General features: G+C 47.3%; 27 protein-coding genes. 13 read left to right on the forward strand and 14 right to left on the reverse strand.

From position 1 onward, the window contains the following. Positions 1-23 precede the first annotated feature (23 nt). The 6 genes from QUA16_RS13990 to QUA16_RS14015 form a co-directional block, all read right to left on the reverse strand. Positions 24-449, reverse strand: a complete 426-nt coding sequence (locus QUA16_RS13990) for an NUDIX domain-containing protein (protein ID WP_333103649.1) — start codon at positions 447-449, stop codon at positions 24-26. Positions 450-551: 102 nt separating this feature from the next. Then, complete coding sequence (locus QUA16_RS13995) at positions 552-1283, reverse strand: peptidase (protein WP_333103671.1); 732 nt, start codon at positions 1281-1283, stop codon at positions 552-554. Positions 1284-1364: 81 nt separating this feature from the next. Beyond that, the gene (gene secG / locus QUA16_RS14000) at positions 1365-1604 is read right to left on the reverse strand and encodes a preprotein translocase subunit SecG (protein WP_333103648.1); all 240 of its coding nucleotides are present in this window, start codon (positions 1602-1604) and stop codon (positions 1365-1367) included. 479 nt (positions 1605-2083) lie between these two features. Beyond that, complete coding sequence (gene gpmI, locus QUA16_RS14005) at positions 2084-3682, reverse strand: 2,3-bisphosphoglycerate-independent phosphoglycerate mutase (protein ID WP_333103647.1); 1599 nt, start codon at positions 3680-3682, stop codon at positions 2084-2086. A 685-nt stretch (positions 3683-4367) separates the two neighbouring features. Beyond that, positions 4368-4520 carry a hypothetical protein gene (locus QUA16_RS14010; protein WP_333181177.1) on the reverse strand — a complete coding sequence of 51 codons (153 nt, stop codon included), beginning with the start codon at positions 4518-4520 and terminating at the stop codon, positions 4368-4370. Between the two features lie 118 nt (positions 4521-4638). Next, the gene (locus tag QUA16_RS14015) at positions 4639-5319 is read right to left on the reverse strand and encodes a retropepsin-like aspartic protease (RefSeq protein WP_333103646.1); all 681 of its coding nucleotides are present in this window, start codon (positions 5317-5319) and stop codon (positions 4639-4641) included. A 200-nt stretch (positions 5320-5519) separates the two neighbouring features. Between QUA16_RS14015 and QUA16_RS14020 the strand changes: the two genes are divergently transcribed. From QUA16_RS14020 to QUA16_RS14035, 4 genes are all read left to right on the forward strand, one after another. Then, positions 5520-7496 carry a hypothetical protein gene (locus QUA16_RS14020; protein ID WP_333181178.1) on the forward strand — a complete coding sequence of 659 codons (1977 nt, stop codon included), beginning with the start codon at positions 5520-5522 and terminating at the stop codon, positions 7494-7496. Between the two features lie 216 nt (positions 7497-7712). Next, positions 7713-8477, forward strand: a complete 765-nt coding sequence (locus QUA16_RS14025) for an MORN motif-containing protein (protein ID WP_333103644.1) — start codon at positions 7713-7715, stop codon at positions 8475-8477. A gap of 102 nt (positions 8478-8579) precedes the next feature. After that, positions 8580-9296 carry an MORN motif-containing protein gene (locus QUA16_RS14030; protein WP_333103670.1) on the forward strand — a complete coding sequence of 239 codons (717 nt, stop codon included), beginning with the start codon at positions 8580-8582 and terminating at the stop codon, positions 9294-9296. 177 nt (positions 9297-9473) lie between these two features. Beyond that, positions 9474-10094 (forward strand): DUF6391 domain-containing protein, encoded by a 621-nt coding sequence (locus QUA16_RS14035; protein ID WP_333103643.1) that lies wholly within the window; start codon positions 9474-9476, stop codon positions 10092-10094. A gap of 83 nt (positions 10095-10177) precedes the next feature. On the opposite strand, the gene QUA16_RS14040 is transcribed toward QUA16_RS14035, so the two are convergent. Further along, positions 10178-10927 carry a Uma2 family endonuclease gene (locus tag QUA16_RS14040; RefSeq protein ID WP_333103642.1) on the reverse strand — a complete coding sequence of 250 codons (750 nt, stop codon included), beginning with the start codon at positions 10925-10927 and terminating at the stop codon, positions 10178-10180. Between the two features lie 194 nt (positions 10928-11121). Here QUA16_RS14040 and cax point away from each other — a divergent pair, with 194 nt between their 5' ends. Beyond that, a complete protein-coding gene (gene cax / locus QUA16_RS14045) occupies positions 11122-12222 on the forward strand; it encodes a calcium/proton exchanger (RefSeq protein ID WP_333103669.1) in 1101 nt (366 codons plus the stop codon). Positions 12223-12422: 200 nt separating this feature from the next. Here the strand turns inward: cax and QUA16_RS14050 are convergent, their stop codons facing one another. The 3 genes from QUA16_RS14050 to QUA16_RS14060 form a co-directional block, all read right to left on the reverse strand. Further along, positions 12423-13139, reverse strand: a complete 717-nt coding sequence (locus tag QUA16_RS14050; protein WP_333103641.1) for a Uma2 family endonuclease — start codon at positions 13137-13139, stop codon at positions 12423-12425. A gap of 99 nt (positions 13140-13238) precedes the next feature. Continuing rightward, positions 13239-13883, reverse strand: a complete 645-nt coding sequence (locus QUA16_RS14055) for a hypothetical protein (protein ID WP_333103640.1) — start codon at positions 13881-13883, stop codon at positions 13239-13241. Positions 13884-14210: 327 nt separating this feature from the next. Further along, the gene (locus QUA16_RS14060; protein WP_333181179.1) at positions 14211-15827 is read right to left on the reverse strand and encodes a DUF655 domain-containing protein; all 1617 of its coding nucleotides are present in this window, start codon (positions 15825-15827) and stop codon (positions 14211-14213) included. 239 nt (positions 15828-16066) lie between these two features. Here QUA16_RS14060 and QUA16_RS14065 point away from each other — a divergent pair, with 239 nt between their 5' ends. From QUA16_RS14065 to QUA16_RS14080, 4 genes are all read left to right on the forward strand, one after another. Next, positions 16067-16468 carry a DUF7682 family zinc-binding protein gene (locus QUA16_RS14065; protein WP_333103638.1) on the forward strand — a complete coding sequence of 134 codons (402 nt, stop codon included), beginning with the start codon at positions 16067-16069 and terminating at the stop codon, positions 16466-16468. 115 nt (positions 16469-16583) lie between these two features. Continuing rightward, on the forward strand, positions 16584-17000 hold the full coding sequence (locus QUA16_RS14070) for a four helix bundle protein (protein ID WP_333181180.1): 417 nt from the start codon (positions 16584-16586) through the stop codon (positions 16998-17000). A 75-nt stretch (positions 17001-17075) separates the two neighbouring features. After that, positions 17076-18266, forward strand: a complete 1191-nt coding sequence (locus tag QUA16_RS14075; protein WP_333103636.1) for a cysteine desulfurase family protein — start codon at positions 17076-17078, stop codon at positions 18264-18266. Positions 18267-18826: 560 nt separating this feature from the next. After that, the gene (locus QUA16_RS14080; RefSeq protein ID WP_333103635.1) at positions 18827-19471 is read left to right on the forward strand and encodes a hypothetical protein; all 645 of its coding nucleotides are present in this window, start codon (positions 18827-18829) and stop codon (positions 19469-19471) included. Between the two features lie 50 nt (positions 19472-19521). Here the strand turns inward: QUA16_RS14080 and thiL are convergent, their stop codons facing one another. The 3 genes from thiL to QUA16_RS14095 all read right to left on the reverse strand — a co-directional run bounded on the left by thiL (position 19522) and on the right by QUA16_RS14095 (position 22426). Next, positions 19522-20616, reverse strand: coding sequence for a thiamine-phosphate kinase (thiL, locus tag QUA16_RS14085; RefSeq protein ID WP_333103634.1), 1095 nt, complete (start codon positions 20614-20616; stop codon positions 19522-19524). 32 nt (positions 20617-20648) lie between these two features. After that, entirely contained in the window at positions 20649-20963 is a 315-nt protein-coding gene (locus tag QUA16_RS14090) for a hypothetical protein (protein ID WP_333103633.1), read from the reverse strand. Positions 20964-21301: 338 nt separating this feature from the next. After that, complete coding sequence (locus tag QUA16_RS14095; protein WP_333103632.1) at positions 21302-22426, reverse strand: peptidylprolyl isomerase; 1125 nt, start codon at positions 22424-22426, stop codon at positions 21302-21304. Between QUA16_RS14095 and QUA16_RS14100 the strand changes: the two genes are divergently transcribed. The 4 genes from QUA16_RS14100 to QUA16_RS14115 all read left to right on the forward strand — a co-directional run bounded on the left by QUA16_RS14100 (position 22418) and on the right by QUA16_RS14115 (position 24618). Beyond that, positions 22418-22678 (forward strand): hypothetical protein, encoded by a 261-nt coding sequence (locus QUA16_RS14100; protein ID WP_333103631.1) that lies wholly within the window; start codon positions 22418-22420, stop codon positions 22676-22678. The two genes, QUA16_RS14095 and QUA16_RS14100, sit on opposite strands and share 9 nt — an antisense overlap. A gap of 201 nt (positions 22679-22879) precedes the next feature. Next, the gene (gene efp / locus QUA16_RS14105) at positions 22880-23437 is read left to right on the forward strand and encodes an elongation factor P (protein WP_041622404.1); all 558 of its coding nucleotides are present in this window, start codon (positions 22880-22882) and stop codon (positions 23435-23437) included. A gap of 200 nt (positions 23438-23637) precedes the next feature. Next, a complete protein-coding gene (gene accB / locus QUA16_RS14110; protein ID WP_333103630.1) occupies positions 23638-24195 on the forward strand; it encodes an acetyl-CoA carboxylase biotin carboxyl carrier protein in 558 nt (185 codons plus the stop codon). 30 nt (positions 24196-24225) lie between these two features. Next, positions 24226-24618, forward strand: a complete 393-nt coding sequence (locus QUA16_RS14115) for an ArsR/SmtB family transcription factor (protein WP_006631662.1) — start codon at positions 24226-24228, stop codon at positions 24616-24618. Positions 24619-24889: 271 nt separating this feature from the next. Here the strand turns inward: QUA16_RS14115 and QUA16_RS14120 are convergent, their stop codons facing one another. After that, the gene (locus tag QUA16_RS14120) at positions 24890-25660 is read right to left on the reverse strand and encodes a GerMN domain-containing protein (protein WP_333103629.1); all 771 of its coding nucleotides are present in this window, start codon (positions 25658-25660) and stop codon (positions 24890-24892) included. Positions 25661-25951 lie beyond the last annotated feature (291 nt).

Here is a 25951-nt window from a genome sequence, read left to right on the forward strand (position 1 = left end):
ATTGTTGAAAGACGAGGCGAGAATTAGTATAACTTCCTGCCATCCAAATATGCCTTAACTTCCCCAAACATTAAGCGGTTTGCATCAAAAGTAATCCGTTTAACAGCTTCCTCAAAAGAAAGCCAAGCAGAATTTTGAACTTCCTCCTCTTGCAAAACAACTTCCATCGAATTGACAAAACCTAAAAAATAAGTGACAGTCTTTTCAATCGGCTCCCCATCCTTAACAAAAGAATAGTGTTCCGTAAAACTCGGCTCATCCAGCATTTCAAAATCCGATATACCTGTTTCCTCCAGAAATTCCCGCTTTGCCGTTTCCGCTGGAGATTCCCCCGGATTCGCGTGACCTTTCGGAAACGCCCAATGTCCCGCTTGATGTTGAATCAACAAAAACAAAGCATCAGCTTCCTTTCCAAAAATCGGCACAATCCCAAAACATTCATCTTTCATCTTTCTTCTCTTTCCTATTAACTATCCTGTTCTTAGAGTCCGCGAAGGCGGACTTTGTTTGTGTAGAAGCGATTTCCAATCGCCGGGAATTTGTGGTTTCAACTAAACTTCCCACCCCAACCGAGTCGGCTGTTCATAAACCCGCTTCAAAGTATTGACATCCCTAGCCGAAATAGGCGGAGGATTTCTCACCTGAGAAAAATAAAGCACATCAGTTTCCATCAAACTGTGGCCCCAAATTCCCAAAGCGTGACCCAACTCGTGTCGCGCCGTCGCCGGAATATACTTACCCACTTGATTCGGATTCAAATAAACCGAAAACCGATGAGATAACACAGTTTTATCCCCATCCCGACGGGCATATAATTCATAGGTAGCCTCTCCAGAGCGCGATCGCAAAACCCCTTGACGCAAAGGCGGAGCCCGACGTAAAATCCTAATATCAGCCACATCCGAACTATCCACCACTTCCAAAGGCAAATAAACCCCCCATTCCCGCACAACACCCAACACAGCCGCCACCCATTCTTCAGACTTATTAGCATCAACTGGACGCTCAACATAAACCTGAATCGGAAACTTAGACCACAACAAATGACCGAAATTCGGTGGCTTAACCTGGTCAAAATAATCACCGCTATCCGTGGAATCTTGCCAATTCGCTAGCGTTGGTGGTAAAGGGTGAACCTGTGGATTCGGAAAACTATTCGGGAGAGAAGAAAGAGTCGCCGCCGGAGTATTAACCTGAGTAAAAATTATCAGGCTAAAACAACATATAGCCAATCCCAAGACAGCCAGCAATCGAGGTTTTACTGTCACTTTCCACAACCGCATTTTTCTGAGTGCAGCTACACAAAAATAAACGCAGATGAACTTGATATTATCTGCGTTCATCTGCGGTTACAAATCCAAATTTTATAACTTAGGCGTCAACCAACCAGCACTCAAAATCACAGTCAAACCCATAAAAACAATAGACAGACCCCAAGTAATGCGGTTCAGACTCGTTTCTGCACTCTTGGCGCTGGTAAACAATTGAGCTTGTCCGCCAATCCCTCCAATACCATCGCCTTTAGGACTGTGCAGCAACACAAAAATCACAAGTCCTAAAGCAGACAAAGACCAGATAACTTGTAACACAGAAACAATATCCATAATCGGGGGTAATTGGTAATTAGTAATCGGTAATTTATTATGATATCAAATTTGGTCGATCGCGCACAATCTCCTCCGGGACACAGCATCGTACCCATTGTTGTCAAATTAAGCTGTTAGTCCGCCAGTCCGCCAGGGAATGAATTCCCTGTCTCAAAGCGAAAGTCCTCTTAAGAGGACTGAAAAGAAGAATTTTTGGTGCTGCTGAATCCAAGTTTGATTTTGCCTGATGGGGTAATTCTAAGTGCTTACGCTGTCAGCAGTGGGGCAACCACGGGGGGATTGCCCCTACAAATTTCATACCCCAATTCAGCAACGCCGAATTTTTAAACTCATTAGTCCTCTTGAGAGGACTTTCGCTATTAGACAGGGAATTCATTCCCTGGCGGACTATCGGATGGGCGGGAGGACTGGGCGGATGACAGCTTAAGTTGACACCAATGCACGGCGCCGCCTTTGTCCCTAATCCTGCGTCCCTACTACAATCGGACTCGCACAGGAGTGCGATTGGCACGAACTTCAAACTCAGCCGATCGAATCATAGAACGTCCCGTCATCTCCGGGGGCTGAGGCAACCTCAACAGCTCCAGAATCGTCGGCGCAATATCCGCCAAAGAACCATCCGCCCTCAGAGGAACATCCGTTCCGTGGCCCGGAATCTTCAGACCTTCACCTTCTACCAGAATAAACGGCACCGGATTAGTAGTGTGAGCCGTCCAGGGATTCCCGTCCTCGTCAAACATCTGCTCAGCATTGCCGTGGTCAGCAATAATAATTGCCGTGCCCCCAGCTTTACTAATAGCGCTCAACAGCCGCCCCAAACATTTATCCACAGTTTCGATCGCAATTATCGTCGCATCCATCATCCCCGTATGACCAACCATATCCGGGTTAGCGTAATTAATCACCACAAACGAATAGATGCCTCTTTCCAAAGCCGTCACCACCCCATCCGTCACCAAATCCGCCGACATCTGGGGCGCCTCATCGTAAGTCCCCACCATCGGGCTCTGCACCAACTCGCGGTGTTCCCCGATAAAAGGCTCTTCCAGACCCCCATTAAAAAAATAAGTCACATGAGCGTACTTTTCAGTTTCCGCCGTCCGCAACTGCTGCAAACCGTGCTTAGAAATTACCTCGCCCAGAATATTGTTCAAATTCTGCGGTTCAAAAGCCACCATTACCGAGAGTTTGGGGTCGTACTGAGTAAAAGTCGCAAACCCTAGCGGCTCAATTAACTGCCGTTCAAACCCCTTAAAATCGGGAGATACAAAAGCCTGAGTCAATTCTCTAGCCCTGTCCGGGCGAAAATTGAAGAAAATTAGGCCATCGCCGGATGCCACCGCCCCCGGAGAAATCCGAGTCGGAACAGCAAACTCGTCGGTCACTCCTTCAGCATAAGAGGCCTGCAACACATCCATAGCCGATCGACCATCAGGAGCACCCTCAGTCGTCATCACCTCGTAAGCACGCTGCACCCGATCCCAGCGCTTATCCCTGTCCATCGCGTAGTAGCGACCGCTAATAGTCGCAATCCGACCGACCCCGACCTCTGCGATATAACTTTCAATCTTTGCTAGAGCTTCGACACCCTCTTTCGGAGTAGTATCACGGCCGTCAGTAATCGCGTGAATGCAAACCTCAGAAATTCCCTGGGCCTTTGCTAATTGCAGCAAACCCTTAATATGACTGAGATGGGAATGAACCCCACCTTCAGAACAAAGACCAGTCAGGTGCAACTTGCCGCCCGTGGCGCGGACTTTCTCGCAAAGCTCAACCAGCGCCCGGTTGTCGAGCAAAGAACCATCTTCTACTGCATCCGAGATCCGCACCAACTCTTGAGGAACCACGCGACCCGCGCCCAGATTCAAGTGACCAACCTCTGAGTTACCCATTTGCCCGTCTGGCAGCCCTACCGCCCGGCCCGATGTTTTAATCAGAGTTCTGGGATAAGCGGCCCAGAGACTGTCCATCACGGGTGTTTTCGCAGCGGCGATCGCATTTCCGTCTTTTTCTTCACGATAACCCCAGCCGTCTAGAATAATCAGCACTACAGGAGATACAGACGCTTTTGCCATGCGAATACCTTATTTACATTGACACTCCCCGCGCGATCGCGACGGGGATTCTTAAGACCTTCAGGTCTTAATATCCCTATTAATAGGGTTTCCGGGCGCAATCCTTTTGCCAAGAATGGCGGTCTGCTATCCTAGTCTTGCAACTAGCTCCTCGGTCGTGACTTTCCTCCAGTCCGGGGGTAGGTTTTAAGCTGTTTTACATTTAAACTGTGTGTCAAAAATCCATAAAACTCTTGTGGGACGGGCTTCTAGCCTGTCCAGAATTTTCCCTTTAAATGCTCCACAGCTTAAAGTCTTTTACTGACTATTTAGTCGGTTTAGAATCTTACTATTGATGGCGATCAATTATTTTGAGCATCCGTACTGCCGTTAAGCTAGATACTTGATTTCTCAAAATTCACAAGTTTCGACTATTTTGACAATACCACAAACCAGACCTTTGTGCAATTGGTATGTCTAGTAGGCAGGATAAATCCTGCAACGCCCTTTCATCCCCGGACTAAAGTCACGGGGTTTTCAGGGTATTCTTTATAATTAATTTCTCGATCGTCATCATTTCCGATTTTGCGGAACATCTGCCGCTAATCAGTTTACATATTTTCTTGGCTCCGGCTGAACAATGCCAACCAAAATTCCCTCAGCCACAGCATTTTGGGAACTTATTTCGACCGGCTTGGCGAATTGTTTAATTGATTGCCTTCGCTTGTACTGTGAATCGTTGTCGGAGACTGTTACCGATCTCACCAACAGCAGCCGTGCTTTTTTGGCGGGATTTCACGGATAGTTTAACCGTCGGTGGCTCTTGAAACACTAAGAACAATACCACATTTGGTTGCATTTTGCTACCGCCTCAACCAATAATTTTAAAAGCCTTGACCGGGCTGCGAATAACTTTATAGGACACGAGTTCAGCAAAAATCCCTTGCCTACTCCGCTCACTCTCAGCGGACATAAAATTATACAACATCTTTTTTAATTGTGACATCGTAATTACCAAAGAAATCGTGACCGAGCAGACCTATTGGCATTTGTTTGGCGATCGCCACTTCGACATTTTGGATCACAGCACCCCCAACCCGCATCGATCGCACTACGCCGATGGGGAACTCGACAAAGCTACCGTCAGCGATCCCCGCTCTGATGGTACGCACCGGCCTCACTCCCAGTGCAGTAGCCATCCGCTGAGAAATCAAAGTGCCACTGGCGCCGGTATCGAGAATCATCTCAAAAGTCTGGTTGCCGTTAAATACCACATCAATCACCGGCGTCCCGCCTGCGCGGCGCTTGATTTTAGCTTGAAATACCTGTGGATTCCCCGGTGGCTTCGCCGGTTGATTTGCTCGCGGTTTGGCACCAGGATTGGATGGGTTCCAAAACTGAGAGTACAATTGGCCCGTTGTGAATCCCGCTCCCGTTATAGTGCGATTCCCTACCCTTCGGGAACCCCTGCGGGGAACGGGATAGCTGCGCCGCGCGTGCTGCTGGGAACTCCCATCGGGAACCAATGTCATCACCTGGGTTTCTGGCTGATGTGAATCAGAATGCACCTCGCCGCCCCCCACAGATCCCACACCCAGCAAAACGGTCGCAAAAACAAAGCCCGATCGCCAAATCCGCTTGAGAATCACTTTGGCCATTATTTAAATACCTTAATTAATTCAATATGTCGAACAACGGCCACCATTGATATCCTAACTTGATCCACAAAACCCAGCGCCCGAAGAGTCCGATCGGATCGTCAGGAAAACTTGGCAATTTTCAAGCGATCGCATAACATCGAACACAGATAAACTGATAAACGGCAACAGGCTGTAATTGCAGAGCCTTGTTGGATATCTTGAAATTAAGCATTTGGGGACGATCGGCAATGCACAAACTTTTATATTTTGCAACTATAGGACTACTAGCTTTCTCGATCGCAGGCTGTGGTGGCGAGGGCAGCAACACAGCCAGCCCCAGCCCCAGCCCCAGTGCAGCCTCTCCATCTCCGACCGCCTCTGCCAGCCCCACCCCAGGAACTCAGACTTTCCAGTCTCCAGTAGTAGCGGCCCAGCCTCCAGGGTTAATTCGATCGACCAACCCAGACGAACGAGCAAGACAGGCTCAAACAGGCATCGGCGACAAAAAGGACAAGAATCCAACGCTTCCGCTTCAGCCGGTGCCCCAAGGCCCTTTGACAGCGAATCCTTCTCAGTTAGACCCCTTTGGGCCGCTGCCCCCGATCGCAGTTCAAAACCCTCCCGGAGTTAGCGATGTCCCTGGCGGAGTCCCAGCAGGGCCGATGACAGCCAATCCGTTGCCCAAACTGCCACAGCGACAGGTGGCCATGATACCTAAACTGCCAGAACTATCCCGCCCCGTCCAAATTGGAGGAACTAAGCTCAGAGGCCCGGCCGCTCCCCAAATCAATCTCAGCCCTACAGCAAGAGGCGTTGTCAGCGAATTTAGGACGCTTCAGGCTTTGCTAGACGACACCACACAAAACTCTGAGTACGGTACGGATGTGGGTAGATTGGTCGACACTATCTACGGAATACCAGGAACAAGAAGTTTTGGTGTAACCAGACGAGAGTTACTACTAACTAACCGACCATTGTTCCGAAGAATAGAAAAAGCCCTGGGTGAATATGTGACAGCCTCAAACTTGTGGGGTATTTACGGAGAAAAATCACCTCCTGATGCTCTCCGGTGTTCCATCGTGCCGGAAATTGCCGAGGCAATTGAGATATATCGACCGCCGACAGTCAGAAGGGGGGAACTGTCCTGTGTGACGCGAGGAAATTTGCTGCAAGCAGTTTGGCGACAGGGTAAGAATAGACTTGATGCAGCCCTCCGCGATCAAGACTATGAGGCTCGAACAATCGCAAAAGCGCCTCTTCTGCCAGTTCTATCCGAAAGCAGGATAAATCGGGAGCCAGCAGGTGAGAAGGCTTTCCCTCGGGAATTAGCCCGGTTGCCAAAAGTGCCTGGGCTAAACCCCCCCCCATTAGGGCGCCGCGCTGCGGGAGATCCGCTAATAGCAGCGGGCCCCGGAGACCCTTCTCTGCCGGGAGGCGAAGGCGCGCAAGTTGGCTCCCCGCGCCAAGTTCCGGGACTCAATGCGCCTCAATTGGGCAGTCGCCCTGGACAGCCTGGTTTTCCAGGAGGCGAAGGCGCGCAAGTTGGCTCCCCGCGCCAAGTTCCGGGACTCAATGCGCCTCAATTGGGCAGTCGCCCTGGACAGCCTGGTTTTCCAGGAGGCGAAGGCGCGCAAGTTGGCTCCCCCCGCCAAGTTCCGGGGCTGAATACGCCTCAAGTGGGCGGCCGTCCAACTTCATCACCAACTACCGGTAGGAATCCGCGCCGTCCTGCACCCCCGCGCCCGCCCCAGCCAATTGCAGCTAGACCCATAGGAGTGCCGGATCTGCCGGAACTGCCAGTAGACAAGCGCCCGCCCCAGTGGAGAGACCCCAATCCCCCACCTCATCCCCAGATACCAGTAGTTCCTGCAGCACCCCCACCGCCTTCTACTGACCTCGCTACAGGCACTGAAGTCAGCGGGGTAGTAAAAGTGGGGAACGAGACGCAAGTGATTGTCAAAGTACCGAATGAACCAACCAGCCGATATGTCAAAGTCGGGCAGCGGTTGTCTAACGGGCAAGTGTTGGTGAAGCGGGTGGATATCAAGCCCGGAGGAGATCCCGTCGTAATCCTAGAGGAAAACGGCGTTGAGGTAGCCAAAGGTGTGGGCGAAAAACCTGCAAGTCGCGAGCAAAAACCCGCCAATGCAGTTATTAGCCGTCTGTCAAATCCGAATAGCTCAACGCGACGCTGAAAATTGACAGCAAAGTATGAAAAATGCTAAGGGCAAAAACTATAATTTTTGCCTTTTTGCATTTATGGCTGATATCGAATCTGAAGGTAAAATTAATATAGAGTGAGTTAGTCGCTTCTGGGAAGAAACATTAGGGATTAAAAAATAGAAGACTTTTCAGCGAGTCTTAGGTTCTATAAAATCCCTATTAGTAATGGAAGTCAAAGGAGATTTCTCATGCTCGGTTCAATTCAAAAATTAGGGATGGTGATATTAGTTGCTTCTTGTATCAGCAGCGCCACTAATCTCTTGAAACCCCAGCCATCAATGGCTCAACCAACACCACAGCCAAAACCAGAGGCAAAACCCGAAGAAGGAAAACGCCCTCCCTTCTGCCAAGGAAACCCTCCTACGGGGAGAGTGAAATGTAATTACGAGGGAGGCGATAACTACGAGGGAAATTTCGTCAACGGCCTGCCCGATGGCAGCGGAGTCTACGTGTACGCTAATGGCGATCGCTACGAAGGACAATTTCGGAAAGGAGTGCCAGATGGTAGAGGGACATTCATTTTTAAAGATGATGCTCGCTACACAGGCGTGTTCCAAGACGGCACGATGAGATCGGGGACGGTCGTTTTTCCCAACGGCGAGCGCTACGTGGGAGACTTCGCAGTCGTCAGGAACGTTCAGACTGATGTTATTAGCAGCCAACCCGCAGGGCGAGGTCAATTTTTTTATACTAATGGCGATCGCTATGAAGGACAATTCTTTGCAGGTTCGCCCTTTGGCCCAGGGGTATTAGTACGCAAAGACGGCACTCGCTGTTCTGGCAGGTTTTTTAATCAAGAACTTGACGCTAGTGTCACCTGCACTTTCCCCAACGGTACGCGCTATGAAGGAGAATTGCGAAAGGGAGTCCCTCACGGTGTCGGAACGATGATCGATGCTAGTGGCAGGCGCTTTCCGGGGGTATATCGCAACGGCAAACGCGGAGTTTCGTAAAGCATAAATTGAGGTTTTCAGACCACTTTTGACCAGAAATCGGACAAAAGACAAATGACGAAGCAAAATAATATCCAGAAGCGTATAGGAGAGACTTTGTTAATGATTTCCCGTTTTAAAACCAGTGGAATCGCTCTATTAGTTACATCAGTGTTGGGAATTGGTAGTTACGTGACTTATCCCTTGCCCTCAATGGCGCAAGTAGGGGTAGGAGCTCCGAGTGGTCGTTGCGTCCCAGCTATCGCTACAGGTAGAGTTAGGTGCGATTACGACGGCGGTGATAGCTACATCGGACAGTTCGTTAACGGTTTGCCCAGTGGCACTGGGGTATACGTATATGCCAACGGCGATCGCTATGAGGGGCAGTTCCGTCTCGGCCAGCCAAACGGTCGAGGACAATTTATATTTAAGGACGACGCCCGCGTCGAGGGCATATTCCGAGATGGCAGAATCAGCTCCGGGACCGCTATTTTTACTAATGGCGATCGCTATATAGGGCCGTTTTCTCTGGATTGGAAAGTAGGTACGCCGACTGGACAGGGGCAATTCATTTTTGCTAACGGCGATCGCTTTGTGGGTCAATTTTTAGGGGGCAAGCCTTTGGGTACGGGGGTGTTCACCCGCGCTGACGGTACCCGGTGTTCGGGACAGTTCTATAATCAAGACCTCGATGCTAGGGGTAGCTGCGCGTTCTCCAACGGTATCCGCTATCAGGGAGAGTTCCGCAAGGGATTACCTCACGGCAAAGGCACAATTATCGATACCAGTGGCCGGCGGTTTCCGGGAGTGTTCAAGGACGGCCAGCGGCTAGAGCGATAAACTGGGAATAAGTGCGATCTATTAGTAAGGGCAGGTTGAGGGCTAATATTTTTTGCACAAAACCTGCCCTTGCTAGGTTTTAAAGTCAAAACTATTGATAATGTACGATCGGCTTTTTCTCAACCCAATTGCTAATTTTAAATATCCACTTAATCGAGTTAATGGAGGCGTTTTGATATGACCACTACTGCTTCTGCTTCCGGCCACACCGCCCAGTTTCCCTTCGACTTTGCCCCGCAGCGGACTCAAGATGCTGATTTGTTGCGACAACTCAATTTTGTGCCCGGTTTGAAGGAAGTCTTGACTTTGCGCCAAGTTCATGCTTTGGAACACGCTACTGTTTGGGTACTAAGCCAATCGTTTGGTGCGACGACAGCAAGAACCGATAATGAGTTATTGGGCGGAATGTCCACAGACCAAGGGTTTTATCTTTATGGCCACGTTAACATTGCACAGTTGCGTCAGGCAGTGCGCGAGGCTTTGCAGCGGATTGCCAGCGGAGAGTGGGATTTAGCTGTACATCCCCGCTGTGGCACGAATTTGTCGGTGGCAATGCTGCTAACGGCAGGACTTGCTGTTGGCATCAATTTAGCCCTGCCTCGCGGGCCCATTCTACAACTTTTAGGTTTGGGTGCAGCAGCAGCAGCAGCGGCTCAGTTAGCTCCTGATGTGGGAGCTCTGGCTCAGCGGTACGTTACAACTGCTATTCCGTTTAATTTGAGTGTTGTTGATATTACTGTAAGTCACGACTTCTGGGGACGCGAAGCTCATTTTGTGCGGGTGCGTTGGGTTGAATAGCTGCACAGTATCAAGCCACCTCAAACAACAGAATACCCAGATCCCCGACTTTTTTAAGAATTCGGGGATCTGACAGAAACCTCCTAAATGCGATCGGGATCTACTCCTAATTCTCGCAACCTCGCCGCCAATCTTTCAGCCCGTTGGCGCTCCACCGCAGCTTGCTGCTCAAGTTCCTGGAACCGAGCTTGTTCTGCTTTAATCAACCCTTCAACTAATGGCGGAGACAGTATTTCATTCACTGATAATGTCAGATTGGGAAATACTACAGATACCATTTGTTGCCCCGGCACAAAATCTGTCTGGGTATAGATATCTTCACCTTCAGGAAAGGCTAAAACTCGCACCAATTCTTTGTTAGGTGTAGGGTCAACAATTACATATTCAGGTACGTTAGCTAGTTCGTACTCAGCTCGTTTAATCACATAATCGGCGCGCCGATTTTGACTCACTACTTCTATAACTAACAGGGGCTTTTCCTCAAAATCGAGGATACCAGAACCTGGTCTAGCAGCAGCTTGTTCCAAAAGACTTTGAGTGCAAACAACTACATCAGGAATCCGAGAGGTATCTTCTTCTGTTCTTACTCCTAAACCTGTTTTTGCTACTAAGTCAAGATTGTGTTGAGCTAGGTAACGCTGCAATTTGTAAACTAAGTATTCGCAAATTTTGATATGTAAAACTGTTGCGGTTGGCATCGGAATTAATTTGCCTTTGTACAGTTCATATTGTAGATCGGAATCAGTTTGATAAAATCGGTATTCTTCAAAGGTCAAGGTGGGTGAAGTATCAATTTGCTTTGATTCAACAACTGGCACTACAGATTGAGACATATCTTTTCACCGATGTCGATATAATTCTATTATATTCAATCTGCCTCGATCTGGGTGCATTTGCGGTTAAATCTTCCCAATTATCGATCGCACTCGCCAGCAGAATTGTCAGAGAATAGTTGAATAGTGTAAAATCAACTTTGCGATCGCCCCGACAACTCGACATCACCCTTCCTTACACCATCCGAGTTCCTATGTCAATCAAAAAGATTCTTTCCATAGCGCTGTTAATTTTCATCCCCATTTCCATCGCCGCTGAGTATTTGCACTGGGGTTCCCTTGCAGTTTTCATCACATCCGCTTTAGGCATTATACCTCTGGCGATTTGGTTGAGCACAGCAACAGAAGAAGTGGCGATCGTTACAGGCCCCTCCATAGGCGGCTTATTAAATGCAGTTTTCGGCAACGCTACGGAATTAATTATTGCCATAGTGGCCCTGAAAGCTGGCTTAATTGACATTGTGAAAGCCAGCATAACCGGCACAATTATCAGTAACTTGCTCTTAGTGATGGGATTTTCCATGCTGCTAGGAGGAATCCGCTACAAAGAACAAGAATTTAAGCCAATAATCGCGCGGGTGAACGGTTCCACAATGACTCTAGCAGTGATTGCCATCCTGCTGCCGACAATGGTAATTTACACCTCTAATCGAGTCGAACCCGCAGCCATTCAGAATCTTTCCTTAATAACTGCGATCGTCCTAATTGCAGTTTACGCTTTAACTCTGCTATTTTCATTAAAAACGCACAGCTATCTTTACGATGTTAGCCTACTAGAACTAGAGTCAGAAAATCCTCAAAATACCAAAGAAGAATCTACTACGCACAAACCGAATTTGTGGCTGTGGATAGGGGTGCTAGTTGCCTCAACTGTTGCCGTTGCTTTTGAATCAGAAATTTTCGTCGGTGTTGTCGAAGAAACTACCAAAGGATTGGGATTGACGCCGCTGTTTACAGGGGTAATTCTGTTGCCGATTGTTGGCGGCGCCGCTGAATATGTAACTGCGGTGGGAGTTGCGATGAAAAACAATATGGATTTGTCAGTTTCTGTCGCAATGGGTTCGAGTTTGCTAGTTGCTTTGCTGGTAGCGCCGGTGTTGGTGATTATCGGATTAGTGATTCATCAGCCGATGGATTTAAACTTCAATCCCTTTGAAGTAGTTGCAGTTGCCATCGCAGTGACAATTGCCAATCTAATCAGTCTTGACGGCCGCTCTAATTGGCTCGAAGGAGTGCTGCTTTTAGCAACATATATCGTTTTAGGAGCGGCATTTTACTTTCACCCCATTACTTAATTCTCGCGGCACAGGCACTCCGGCCTGTTCCAGAAAAACTCAATTTTCTTAACTGGTTCCTAGGCTGTGCCTGGGAACCGATGTAAGCGAGGCTGTGCCTCGTTTTTTTCCATGAAAATTGGAGGCAGAGCCTCCGGATATGCGTTACCAGGCAGAGCCTGGTAACGAGTAATTCCGAATCTCACAAGGACACTTTAGTGCTAAATAGCGTCCGGGTCTATTCCCATCTCCCGCAAGCGCGCCGCCAGTCTGTCAGCTTGCTGTAATCGAGATTGTTCTTGTCTGATTAAATCTTCGACAAGTGGGGGAGATAGAATTTGATCCACTGATAAAATCAAATCTGGAAACTGTAAAGACACGATGTTTTGCCCTGGCACAAAATTCGTTTGTTCGTAAGCAGTTTCATTTTCCGGCAAAGTTACAACTCTTACCCTAGTCCGGTTTGGTTTAGGGTCTGCCATCCAATATTCCGGCACTCCAGCATTTTCGTATTCTGCTCTTTTTGTCACGTAATCTTGACGCTCGTTTTGGCTGACAACTTCAACAATTAACACTGGCGTTTCATCTAAATCGAAGACGCCAGCACCAGGTCTGGCAAGCAGTTGTTCCCAAAGACTTTGAGTACAAACAATCACATCAGGAATCCGCGAGGAATTCTCTTCCGTTCTCACTCCCACATTAGTTTTTGCCACCAAATCGAGATTGTGTTCAGCTAAGTAACGCTGCAATATGTAAACTAAGAATTCGCAGATGCTTGCGTGTAAAGCCGTTGCGGCTGCCATCGGTATTAATTTTCCCCTGTGAAGTTCGTAGAGAACGTCAGGTTCTCCCTCATAGACAAGATATTCTTCAAAAGTTAAGGTGGGCGAAGCATCAACTCGATCGGTTTCCGAAACAGGTAAAACAGACTGAGACATATTTATCCGCGCTCCGGTTTGAGTTCTCTTAATTAATTTTAGCCTCTCTTCTTTTATTCCTCTGGGGTTAATTAAAAGAATTAGGTATTTTTCAAGCAGTTACGGACAGCGACACTGTTGAACAGGAAAACACTCTCGTCGGCAACTTCTTTTTCGGCCTTTACTGTCGCGACAATCAGATGTATCCCGACATTCTACCTGATCTTGACAAATTTGCTGACGGGGAAAAGTACCTAAGTTCTGTATAGAAACTTCAGCCGTAAGCGCACCCTGTTCTATAACTTGGTCATTTTCTTTAATTTCATAGAGAAACTTATTTTCTCCCTCTAAAACCGAAAAAGTTCTTGTTTTATGACTGTTACCCAACTTAAATGCAAAATCCTCGGAAAACTCGCCTTTGTCGTAACTTCTGTCGGTGTAGGGATAGGGGTTAGTTTCCATGCCATCAGTCACATTTTTAATCATCACCCTCCTGTTAGGGGCCGGAGGAGTTTTGCTGGAGACAAATCGAGCGCTTTGCGAATCAGGGGAGAAGACAGTACCAGCACACGCACCTACATATTCAGTGCGCTTAAATTGAATCAAATTAATATTAAAAGCGTTTTCGTTTTTGACCCTAAATTGTGCTTCGCTAGTCTGCTGGGCGCTAACTGTGAAAGCTGCTAGCGTCAAAAAGAAAGCTCCCACCAAAATAGCTAGGAATTTGATTTGTGGCCTCCCCGTAATAAATCTGGCGTGTTTCATCTCTCTCTACCTCTAATGTGAATAGATAGCATTTTTTTTAGGAGTTATTTTAACTTGAGAGGTGAGGTGTTGTCAAAGTATATCGAATAGGTTTATAGTGAGAACTTGAGTCTTTGATGCTGAGTTGCGAAAGGAAGGACGGAAATTCTGACTGTGAACTTTGTAGAGTCAGGAATGAAGTCCTGATTACTGAGATGTTGCACCATTGTCAATAAGCCTGTTATGAACGGGCTCTCCGGCCCGTTCCACAAAGAGTGAATTTTCTTGTGGAACAGGCATCTTGCCTGTTCTTGAGAATGATGCAACATCTCAGGAGTACGAACTTAACTACCAAGTTACTCGATCGCGCCATCTCTCTAAAATCTTGTCCCCAATGCCCTGAACCCGCGCCACGTCGTCCAAAGAGGTGAAAGGTTGCTGTTGCCGCGCTGCAATAATTCTCTCGGCTAACTTCGGGCCAACGCCAGGCAAGGTTTCTAATTCTTCCTGAGTCGCTGCATTCAAATTAACTAACTTTTTACCCGCAGCCATTTGAGGTTTAGCACTCGGCGATTTTGATGCTGCTTGTAGTGAATCGCACTCTTTTTTCTTAGCATCAATTCTCTGTTTGATGCGGGCGGGGATTCCCAAGATTGCACCTTTGTAAAGCCGATCGAACTCCCGCTCAAAATGGGCCGCAACTTTGGGACTCTCGATCGCCAGCAGCGTCTCGTCATTCCCGTGATTTGCCGCCTCACTCCAGTTGTGAGAACCTGTAAGCACCGTTTTGCCGTCCACAACGCCGAATTTGTGGTGCAGGCGATCGCCCATTGGTAACAGCGGCACTCCCACCGTAGTCAGCGGCTTTCTCCAAGGGCGATTGTCAGCTTCTAACTTACAATCTTGGATGAAAGTCGCACCCATCATATCCAAACCTTCACTGTAAGAGCGATAAATAAAATTAGAGTCAATTAAAGCTCGCACCGCAACTCCCCGGCTAGCTTCAATTTCCAAAGTATTGGACAACCGCTGAGCCGAAAATACAAACAATGCCAAATCAACCGACTTTTTCGCACTACCCAAATTTCGATTTATCAAACTGTTAACGCTTTTTTCCCAAGGCAAAGTCTGGGAAGTCGGCGAAAATTGCACCGCCACTGTCGAATTCCCTACTCTTACTTTTTGCACTTGACGAAACGGCTTTTTGATGCCAAACTTGCTGTCCGGTTTGCCTCCGGGCCCGTCGCCCCACATGATGTTAAATTCTTGAGTAAATAGTTGCGCTAATTGAGCATTTTCAATTTTCAGCAAATTGTTCGCATTGCCGCGACTTGCGGGTGTCTTGAAATCGCCATGTATATCGCTTGTGGTAAAATTAGCCGAAGTGACGATTACCGTTTTGCCGTCAATTACCACAAATTTGTGGTGCATCAAACCGCTGCCTTTACTGCCGTCAGCAGTATCGTCAATTACAGGAATACCCGCATCCTTGACAATTACCAAAGCATCATTTTGCTTGATTTCCTCGGCGCTTAATTTACCGTCTTTATTGCGATCGGCAAGTTGCACAAATTCGCTATAACGATCGCGCTCTCTTTCCGGTAATTTCGCCAACTCCTGAGCTGTAAAATCGCTCCAAGGGCGACTATACATATGTTCGACAATTAATCTCACTTTAATTCCCGATCGCTGTCGATCGGCCAAAACCCTCGCAATACCGGGCAAGCGAAACTCCTGAACCGCAACATCTACCGTCGATCCAGCACTAGCGATCGCCACTGCGATCGAGTTTTCTAAATCATCTCCGGGTCTAGTTTGCTGGCGGTAAGGCTCTGTATAACTCGAAGCGATCGACTGATTGAAGTATACTTGCAACAAGGGGTCTTGAGGCAATGGAGCCAGAGTGAGAGGTAAATTCTGCACGTCTTGCTTTGTTTGTCCGCAACCTGCCAGATTGAGTGCCACCAGCCCAGCACAACAGAAACCGAGTAAATGATAATACAATACAGCCACAAAATTTTAAAAAATATAGAGGTTATTAGCCATCCCACAGTTCAAACCTATTCGATCAAGTAAAGTTACAACCTATTAAATTTATGCAAGGGAATAGATTTTACGTCTTGTAGAACTGCCTCGATGCCGGAAGCATCACTGGTAGGGTAGCAGCATTCAGGGGCGTGGGTCAAACCCGATACCGCTGCTTTATGGCTAAAAGAAAAAGAATTTTTCCGTGCGGTCACAAAGGATATGGTAAAGCGTGCCATCGCTGCACGCAAGAGTTGGTGGCGCAGCAGCAGTACGTTGAAGTGCTGACACAAAAACAAACCAAAAAACAAGAGAGGGAAGAATCATTTGCTAGAGATATCATCGATCTCAGAGGTCTGCCCGACCACGTAGTCACTAAAGCCCGAGCAATTATAGCAGCTTTGGGCGAAAATAAGAATTACAGAGATTTCGGCGGCAAACGCCTGCGTCACAACCGTTTGATAATCAGTATTCCTGTAACTCGCAACTACAGAATGCTTTGTGAAGATTGCGGCACTTTCTTAACTCCCCAAAAAGTTTTGTCGCACGAAGACTACAACGTCTGCAAACCAGGAAGTTAGTTATCAGTTATTGGTTAGTTGTTATTGGTTAGTTGTTATTGGTTAGTTGTTATTGGTTAGTTGTGCTTTTTTTTTGGAAGATGTTATAATTGTTCAATGTTCAAATTTTAAATGTATGGTTAGGTTTCAAGAGTTGCAGGTTTATCAATTAGCAGAGCAAATTTCTAATGAAGTTTGGTTGATTGTTCAATCCTGGGATTTCTTTGCTAAAAATACAGTGGGGCAACAATTGGTTAGGTCAGTCGATAGTATTGGTGCTAATATTGCCGAGGGGAATGGGCGGTATAACTACAATGATAATCAACGTTTTATCAAAATAGCCAGGGGGTCACTGCATGAAACAAGACACTGGTTAAGATTAGCTTGTGCCCGACACCTGTTAACCACCGAGCAAATCGAGCGCCTAAAACCTTTAATAGACGAACTATCTCCTAAACTCAACGCTTACCTAAACTCAATTCAAAGCAAAGCAAATACTCAAGCGTTGAAAATTAAGAAAATACCCAAAAGCAAACCACCCACAGACTCTTGACAAATAACCAATAACCAACAACCAATAACCAATAACCAATAACAACTAACAACTAACAACTAACTCATTAAAATCATGCAAATTTACCTCGACTATAGTGCCACAACGCCCGCACGCCCCGAAGCGATTCAAGCCATGCAAAAAGCCCTGACTCAGCAGTGGGGCAATCCTTCGAGTTTACACGAGTGGGGACAAAGGGCGGCGACAGCTTTAGAATTAGCAAGAATGCAGGTTGCTAGCTTGATTAACGCGCTACCGGAATCGATGATTTTTACCAGTGGCGGCACTGAAGCGAACAATTTGGCAATTATGGGAATTGCGCGTCTTTATACAAAGCCGCAGCATATCATTATCTCCAGCGTAGAGCATTCCGCAGTAGCAGAACCGGCGCGACAACTCGAACAGTTGGGATGGGAAGTGACGCGCCTACCAGTGGATAAATTGGGGCGAATTCACCCTTTGGATTTGCAAGAGTCGCTGCGATCGAATACAGTATTAATTTCAATCATTTACGGACAAAGCGAAGTAGGCACGCTGCAACCAATTGAGGCATTAGGACAAATTGCGCGCGATCGCAATATCATGTTTCATACCGATGCAGTTCAAGTGGCCGGCAAGCTGCAAGTAGACGTGCAGAAACTTCCCGTAGACTTGCTTTCGGTTTCCAGTCACAAACTGTACGGGCCGCAAGGTGCAGGTGCGCTTTACGTGCGTCCGGGAGTAGAATTAGTGCCAATGTTAGGCGGTGGTGGCCAAGAATTGAAACTGCGTTCCGGGACACAAGCGCTGCCGGCAATCGTCGGTTTTGGGGTGGCTGCAGAGTTAGCATTGCAGGAAATAGATGTGGAAACGCCGAGGTTAATTGCATTGCGCGATCGGCTTTTTGACCGATTATCCCACGTACCCAGTTTAGTACCAACTGGCGATCGATATTGTCGGCTGCCGCACCACGTCAGTTTTTGCATAGTCTCCCCTTCCTCCCGCCCTTACCAAAAGAGAGATTCAGGGCGAATCACAGGCAAAACTCTGGTGCGGCAGCTAAATTTAGCAGGAATTGGCATTAGTTCCGGTTCTGCTTGTAGCAGCGGCCAACTAACTCCCAGTCCGATATTATTAGCAATGGGATATGACGAAATCGGGGCCGTTGGTGGAATTCGCTTGACTCTAGGACGAGAAACCACAGAAGCTGATATTGATTGGACAGTAATTGCGATCGAGCAAATTTTGGATAGATTAATGCCCAAGGTAGCATTATCTAGGCGTTAGCAGGAAAATCTGCCATTCAAAACCAAAGAAACCGCGTTTTTACGATTTTTAGCGACTGTAATGAAGTATCTCCCAAAAACCAGGTTTCTGGCCACCCGCGCACAATCCAAATAATCTTTCATACATCCTGTAGGGGCGGGTTCACCAACCATAATTGCCTGAAATAAACAATCTAAAAAACCCGCCCCACCCAACCAACAATCATCATTTACATTTGGGCGATGCGAGGCAAATTTTAGGTTAACGTGGGTTATAGGTGGTGGCAGGGCGGGTTTATATAGATGGTTGGTAATTGTTATATATGGTTGGCGAACCCGCCCTACAAAATATGGTAAAATTATGCTAAAATAAATACCGATGTTATTCACAACTCCCCAACAATCATCATTTACATTTGGGCGATGCGAGGCAAATTTTAGGTTGACGTGGGTTATAGGTGGTGGCAGGGTGGGTTTATATAGATGGTTGGTAATTGTTATATATGGTTGGCGAATCCGCCCCTACAAAATATCGTAAAATTATGCTAAAATCAATTCCGGTGTTATTCACAACTCCCCACAATGGAAGAAAACCGCGCCCAAGCCTATCTGCAATTAATTCACACCCTGCTGAATGCCCCCAACGGAGAGGAAGCGCAGATATTACAGGATAACTCAGAATTACTCGATCGCGGATTTCTGGAAACTTGCGATTTAGTAGCATCAACCTTGGCAGAACAAGGAGGGGAAAATGGCGCTAAATTCCTCCGACATCTAGCTAGTTACCTAGCGCAACTCATCGATATGAACGATGACGTAGATAGCAATAACTCGGCCAGTGAAAACTTCCAAGAGTATGCAAATTTTTTCCTTGAATTATTGCAAGCAGAACAAGATAGCAATGGGGATATAGCAGTAATTTACCCTATGCTGGAAGAGCGACAACATCTCCTTAATGCCACTTTTGCAGAGACTTTACAGCAAGTGGCGCAGAAGTTAATTGCTGGCGAAAACTCAGAAACCATTAGCTCAATTATCGGTCTTATTGAGAATTTAAGTATTCATATTAGTGACTTTCCCAGTGGGAATAGAGCGAATAATATTGAAATTGCCATGACTGGTTATCAAATAGTTTTAAATAATCGCGAACCCGGTAGTGAAAAATGGACGCAAACTCAAAATAATCTAGCTACTGCCTACAATAACAGCAAAAAACCAGGCGGCTGAAACCGCGTCTACACAAATCCAAGTCCGCCCATGCGGACAAGCGAGATAATTCAGAAGTGTTGAAATCCTCGATCCAGCTTTAATATAGTATCAGGATAAATACCGCTGCTATCAGTTAACCAGATATCGGTGCTATCTGTAGCGATTCCCACAATCGCGGCTCCATTTCCTATTTTTTCCACTAATAACTCAGCATTCGCGATCGGCAAAAACAGCACTAACTCGAAATCTTCGCCGCCGTATAATGCCCAATCTAAAGCTTTTTCGGTTGATACAATTGCGCTAAAAATATCGGGAATTGGTAGTTTTGTGCGATCAACTTTTGCGCCAACACCGCTAGCCCGACAAATTTGAATAATCGCATCAGCTAAACCGTCGCTGCTGTCCATTCCGGCGATTGCAATTGGGGATTGAACCCCCCCCGCCCCCCCCTTAGCAAGGGGGGGAGAATGGAAATCTTGCTTCCCCCCCTTAGCAAGGGGGGGACTGAGGGGGGGTTCCATCGCGCCTTCGGAAGCTAATATTTCCCAAACAACCGGCAAAACATCCAGCCTCGGTTTAGGGCGCTGGTGAGCGAGAATTAAGGAAGCTCGATCGACCTTTTCCAGATTTTGCCCGAATTCTGGATTTAACAGCAATTCTAATCCCGCGCGCGATGCTCCGTGAACCCCAGTAGCCACAATCGCCCAGCCCGATCGCGCATTTGACCGACTAATGGTACGATCGCACTCAACCTGTCCGAAAGCAGTAATCGCCACCGTCACAACGGGCGATCGCACAACATCGCCACCGACGATCGGCGTATCATATTCTTGCAAGCAAGCCGTCATTCCCCGATAAAACTCTTCAACCCACTCCACAGCCGTATCCGCCGCCACAGCGAGGGCTACAGTCACCGCCAGAGGCTGTGCTCCCATCGCAGCCAGATCCGACAAATTTGCCGCTGCGGCGCGCCATCCTGCGTAATAAGGCCCCGTAGTGCGATCGCTAAAATGCACTCCATCCACCAACATATCGGTAGTGATAGCCAGAGATTGGTTGGGATTTGTAGCCATGACAGCGCAATCATCACCCACTATCTCTGCGGGGCAGAATTTTTGCAATATTCTTAAAAGACCTTGTTCACCGATATCTTTAACTTGCATAATTTTGAATTAGTCGATCGCACTTTCTCAATTCACCATTCCTTACCCGAACTCGGCGGCAAGCGCAACCTAGGAAACCTATAAAAAGTATCTCCTTCATCATCTACCTCTAAAATCGCCGAAAAAATCTTAACTTGCCGACTTAAATACTGCTGAGCAACTTCAGCCTCAACCCTAGCACTAGCCGCCAGTTGAATCAGCGAAATTTGACTATTTTGACTTTCCAATAACTGATAAAAAGCCTCATCCAACCGCTGCTTTTGCTTGTTTTCATTCACATTTTTTACAATCAACAAGCCTGCGAATCCGCCCAAACCCATTACCAATAAAAATTGTAAAATAGCCATATTCTCGATTGAATTCCTAATTTCAATAACGTAACTATAGCGGTTCTCAAAAAAGTGAGGTATGCCCTATGCCCACGGAGGCCTATGCCCTATGCCCATGAGTACCTCATCTTTCTGAGAAAGGCTATATAAAAATTATCTCTTCTTCCAGCCTGATTCCGGCGGGCTTTGTCTGTGTAAAACTGATTTCAATCGCCGTTACCTTGCTTTATTTAGAAAAGATTTCAATGCCTGTCACTATTGATTTTTTCAGCCCGCGCAGGCGGGCTTTGTTTCTGTAAAAGCGATTTCAATCGCCGTCACTTTGGTGTCAAAGCGATTTCAATCGCCCTCATTAATTAAACTTGAGGCCGCACCAAATTTTCGATTCCTTTAACTACCTTAGCAGATACAATCTTGTCTCCCTGCTTCAGTTGCTCCAAAACTTCTTTTCCTTCAATCATGTAACCAAAAACAGCATAGCGGCCGTCCAACAGATTCAGACCAGCGGGCGTGAGTTCAGGTTCAAACAAGAAAAAGAAAAACTGAGAAGAAGCGCTATCAGGGTCAGTTTCTGTACGGGCCATAGCCACAGTACCGAAAGCAGAAAAAGGCAAAACAGGTTCGTCGCGATAACGCCCCGCATCTTCTAGAGTAATCCCGTAAATAGGTTCTTTTTCCTCCCTGACGAGCACTTCTAGCGGTATATTCCGGTATTTGCCAGTAGCTGGGTCAATAAAACCCTCTTCCTTGCCTTCGGGGTCTCCCGTTTGCAAAACGTAGGATTCTTCCGATCGAATAAACGGCAAACCGTCATAAAAACCTCGATCGACTAAATCCACAAAATTACCAGCCGTAACCGGGGCGCTGTAGCCGTCAACCACAACAGTAATTTCCCCTTTTTCAGTTTGTACAGCCACAGTAGCGCGCCCTTTCAGTTGAGGCAGATTAGCATACTTGGCAGGCACTTCAAACGGAAACTTTGTCACCATCAACTCTTCGATTTCGCCTACCGAACCTAGGATTGTGGCTTTCAAGTCAATCACTTTGCCCCTGTCTTTAGCCTCAACAGCCTTTTCCAGTTGAGCAACTTTCTCCTTGACTCCTGCAACTAGCGCCTCAGCTTGCGGCTTTTTGGCGTCGGGAATACTCTCTAAAAGGTCAGATTCCCGAAGGTTGAGAATCCTGGAAGCCTTGCTGACATCGCTACTAATAGGCCCCCAACGTTTAGATCGTATGTGGTTGCCAATGTCTTCGAGACTGATTTGCAAATCTCGCACAGTCTGATTGTCAATAGGTAAAGCGAAGCGCAGCAGCGCCCGGCCGTCGGTAATCGCATTCCCAGCAGGCATACTGCTGCTGGGGCGTTTGGCATGGGAGACTGCACTGAAACTCAGGGAGAGAGTGAACAGCAGAAGCGCTAAAGCGACGGTTTTGACCCAGCGCTTGCACGTATCGATCGAGAAATTAGGCCAATGCAACATAACTTTAACTTTTATTGCCTCTCTTATCTTCCCACAGCGCTGCCCGCCCGCCTTTGCTGCTACGGATCTAAAGTGTCTGTTGGTTTGGCTAGGGAGGATCTGCCCACTAACAACAGTCAACAGTCAACAGTCAACAGTCAACAGTCAACTGACGACCGCCCACTGCCCCCTGCCATTAACATTTCAGTAAAGCACTTGCTCCCTTTGAACGGTAAAATAAAATGCCAATTGCTTTTCGATGCCGTCAGCTAGACTGCGGCTTTAACCTGACCCGCTCAAAAACGGATACAATCCCCAGACTCCTGTCGTGGAGAGATCAAAATTTTAGACCAAGGTTCAATCTCCCAAATTCATCTGTGGAGTAAATCTAAAATCTAAAATCTAAAATCTAAAATCGACTGACTGTAGTTCCCCCGTGCCGCCAAGGCGACGGGATTGCCCGCAAAAATTTATATGATTTCCAGTAACGACTTTCGACCAGGTGTTTCAATTGAATGGAATAACGGCGTGTGGCGGGTTATCGAATTCCTCCACGTCAAGCCAGGAAAAGGCTCGGCTTTCGTGCGGACAAAATTAAAAAACGTCCAAACCGGAAACGTAGTAGAACAAACCTTCCGGGCGGGCGAGACTATGCCTCAAGCCAACCTGGAAAAGAGTGTGATGCAGCATACCTATAAAGAGGGCGACGATTTCGTCTTTATGGATATGGAAACTTACGAGGAAAGTCGCCTCAATGCTAAGCAAATAGGCGATCGAGTCAAGTACCTCAGTGAAGGGATGGAAGTCAGCATCCTGCGCTGGAACGACCAAATCATGGAAGTGGAACTTCCCAACTCTGTTGTCTTGGAAGTGCTGCAAACCGATCCGGGAGTCAAGGGAGATACTGCCACTGGTGGCAGCAAACCCGCGATCGTCTCCACCGGAGCTCAGGTTATGGTGCCTCTATTTATTTCCATTGGAGAACGGATTCGGATTGATACTCGTGAAGACAAGTACCTCGGCAGAGAGTAGAAACGAGGGAGGAAAAGGGAGTTTTTAGTTTTTAGTTCTGAGTTATGAGTTAAAGAAGTTAAAATTCAATACTCATCACTCACAGCTTAAAAACTATCCCTTTTGCCTCCAAACTCGGTGAATTCTCCTAGCTTCGCCGGATTCTGAATTTTCAATTTTCAATTTTCAATTTTCAATTCTCAATTACCCTTGAATCTGCTGTGCAACTAGACTTAAACCAGCTTTGTGACCTGCTAACTGTATTAGACAAAACTGGCATTTCGGAACTCACCTTAAAAAGTGGGGATATCGAACTGACAGTACGCAAAGGCATTCTGGCAAGTTCACCAGCCACCTCTGCTGCGCTCCCTGCTGCCGTGGCGACTGTCGCTCCGATCGCCTTGGGCGCGGTTCCTAGCCCCACCTTAGCGTCACCTCCTGCTGTTGACCAAAATTTAGCAGCGGATCTGGCTGCCCCTGTACCCGTCGCCCCTGTCGCCGCACCTACTGCCGTACCTGCTTCTGTAGATACGAAATGGGTGCCAATTATCTCGCCGATGGTAGGAACGTTTTATCGCGCTGCTGCTCCTGATGAGCCACCTTTTGTCAATGTGGGCGATCGCATCAAGGTCGGCCAGACAGTCTGTATTATCGAAGCGATGAAGCTGATGAACGAGATCGATGCTGATGAAGTCTCCGGTCAAGTGATGGAAATTTTAGTTCAAAATGGCGAACCTGTCGAATACGGTCAAGTGTTGATGCGGATTAATCCGGATTGAAGGATTACTTTATTGTTATGGACAGAATAAATGCTAATATTTCCCGATCACTTCTCTCCGGTGAGTTTGATGAAGTCATCCCAGCCTGTCCCGCAAGAGGTTGTGCAACAAGTTGCTGAGTATTTCAGTATTTTGAGCGAACCCATGCGTTTACGAATTTTGAACTTGCTTCGCGACGGCGAAAAATGCGTGCAAGAATTGGTGGAAGCTACTCAAACGAGTCAAGCCAATGTTTCTAAGCACCTAAAACTCATGCTCCAAGCTGGTATCCTCACTCGCCGGAGTGAAGGGACTTCAGCTTATTATAAGGTGCAAGACGAGTTGATTTTTGAGCTGTGTAATATGGTGTGCGATCGGCTTGCCAGCCGGATCGAACAGCAAGCCCTACACTTTCGGGCATTTAGTCTAACTACGAAGCACTGAAAATTAGTGGCCCGTCCCCAGTCAATCGATTTTAGATTTTAGATTTTAGATTTTAGATTGACTTGCGCGAGATAAATGCGGGGGCTGGAGGATTTTCGATTTTCGATTTGGGATTGATTCCACGGATAAATCACGTGGCGGGTACCACCTTTGAAATTCGTGGTCATGAGTCATCAGCCATGAGTCATAAGTTATCAATCCCTACTCTCTGCCTTCAGACCGATGACTAATGACTCCTAACTAATGATTCCTAACTAATGACTCATCATTACTAAAGGGGAAAATTTTTGTCAAAACTTTGGCGGGTACTCGGCTGAGCCACCTCCAAACCTTCGCCCCCTAAAAGTTCTAAAGGCTTGCCTTCCACCGAAATCCAAACCTTGGTATTTGGTTGTAAACTCGTAGCCGTATAGATAACTTGCCCTAACCGGCCAGTCATCGAATTGCTCCCTCCCCCCGAAGTAAATTCTGCCGACAAATCGACATAAACTCCGTCATTTTTGACACTCAAACCCCGGAGTTTTGTCCCATTAGGAATTTCGCTAGAAACAGTTGCATCCTTGGGCCCAGCCAACAAACTATTAAAAGCAGCTTGTAAAGCTGCACCAGGCTTGTCAGCTTGTTTGACAGCTACTTTCGTAGGAACTCCCTCAAATTTGCCGCTCGCATCTTTAACCCAGTAGACTTGCACTGTCTGGACATCAGTCTGTGGCAAAGGCTTTGGCTGCGGCGACTTTGGGATCAGAGCGTTAGGCGTCTGAGCTGTAGGCGTCTGAGCTGTAGGCGTCTGAGCGGTAGGCGTCTGAGCTGTAGGCACTTGTACAGGATTTGGAGGGGGTACGGGGATAATTACAGCAGGAGATTCCGCAGGACTTGGGGACAGCGGCGGAGCCGTAGTTTGAGCAGAAGACTGCGTATCTGCGGGGCTGGGCGAACGGTTCGCTGTCCACCAGGCAATGCCCCCTCCCGTTAGTAAAGCCAACCCGCAAACACCGGCAATGACGGCTGTGGAGATGCGGCGTACTTCTTGTCCATCTTTCATAATACAAATTCTCCTTACAGATAGAGCGCTTGGGACGGTGAGGAGCGACTCCCGATCAGCTACATTTGTCTATGGTTAGATTCTGGAATTGACACAATTGCATTGCTGCTAGCGAACACTTTATAGCAAGCCCAACATATTCTGAATCCGACTATGGGAATCCTAGACCATAATATAAGATTTCGCCGTGGAGTATGTCACCAAAAAACTGGGTCTGAAGCCCCGTCCTTATAGGACGGCTTTACATTGAATTAAATCCCCTTTCGGGGTCGGAGAGGGAATTTTATGCAA

It is taken from the genome of Microcoleus sp. S13_C3, assembly GCF_036700905.1.
Classification (GTDB): domain Bacteria; phylum Cyanobacteriota; class Cyanobacteriia; order Cyanobacteriales; family Microcoleaceae; genus Microcoleus.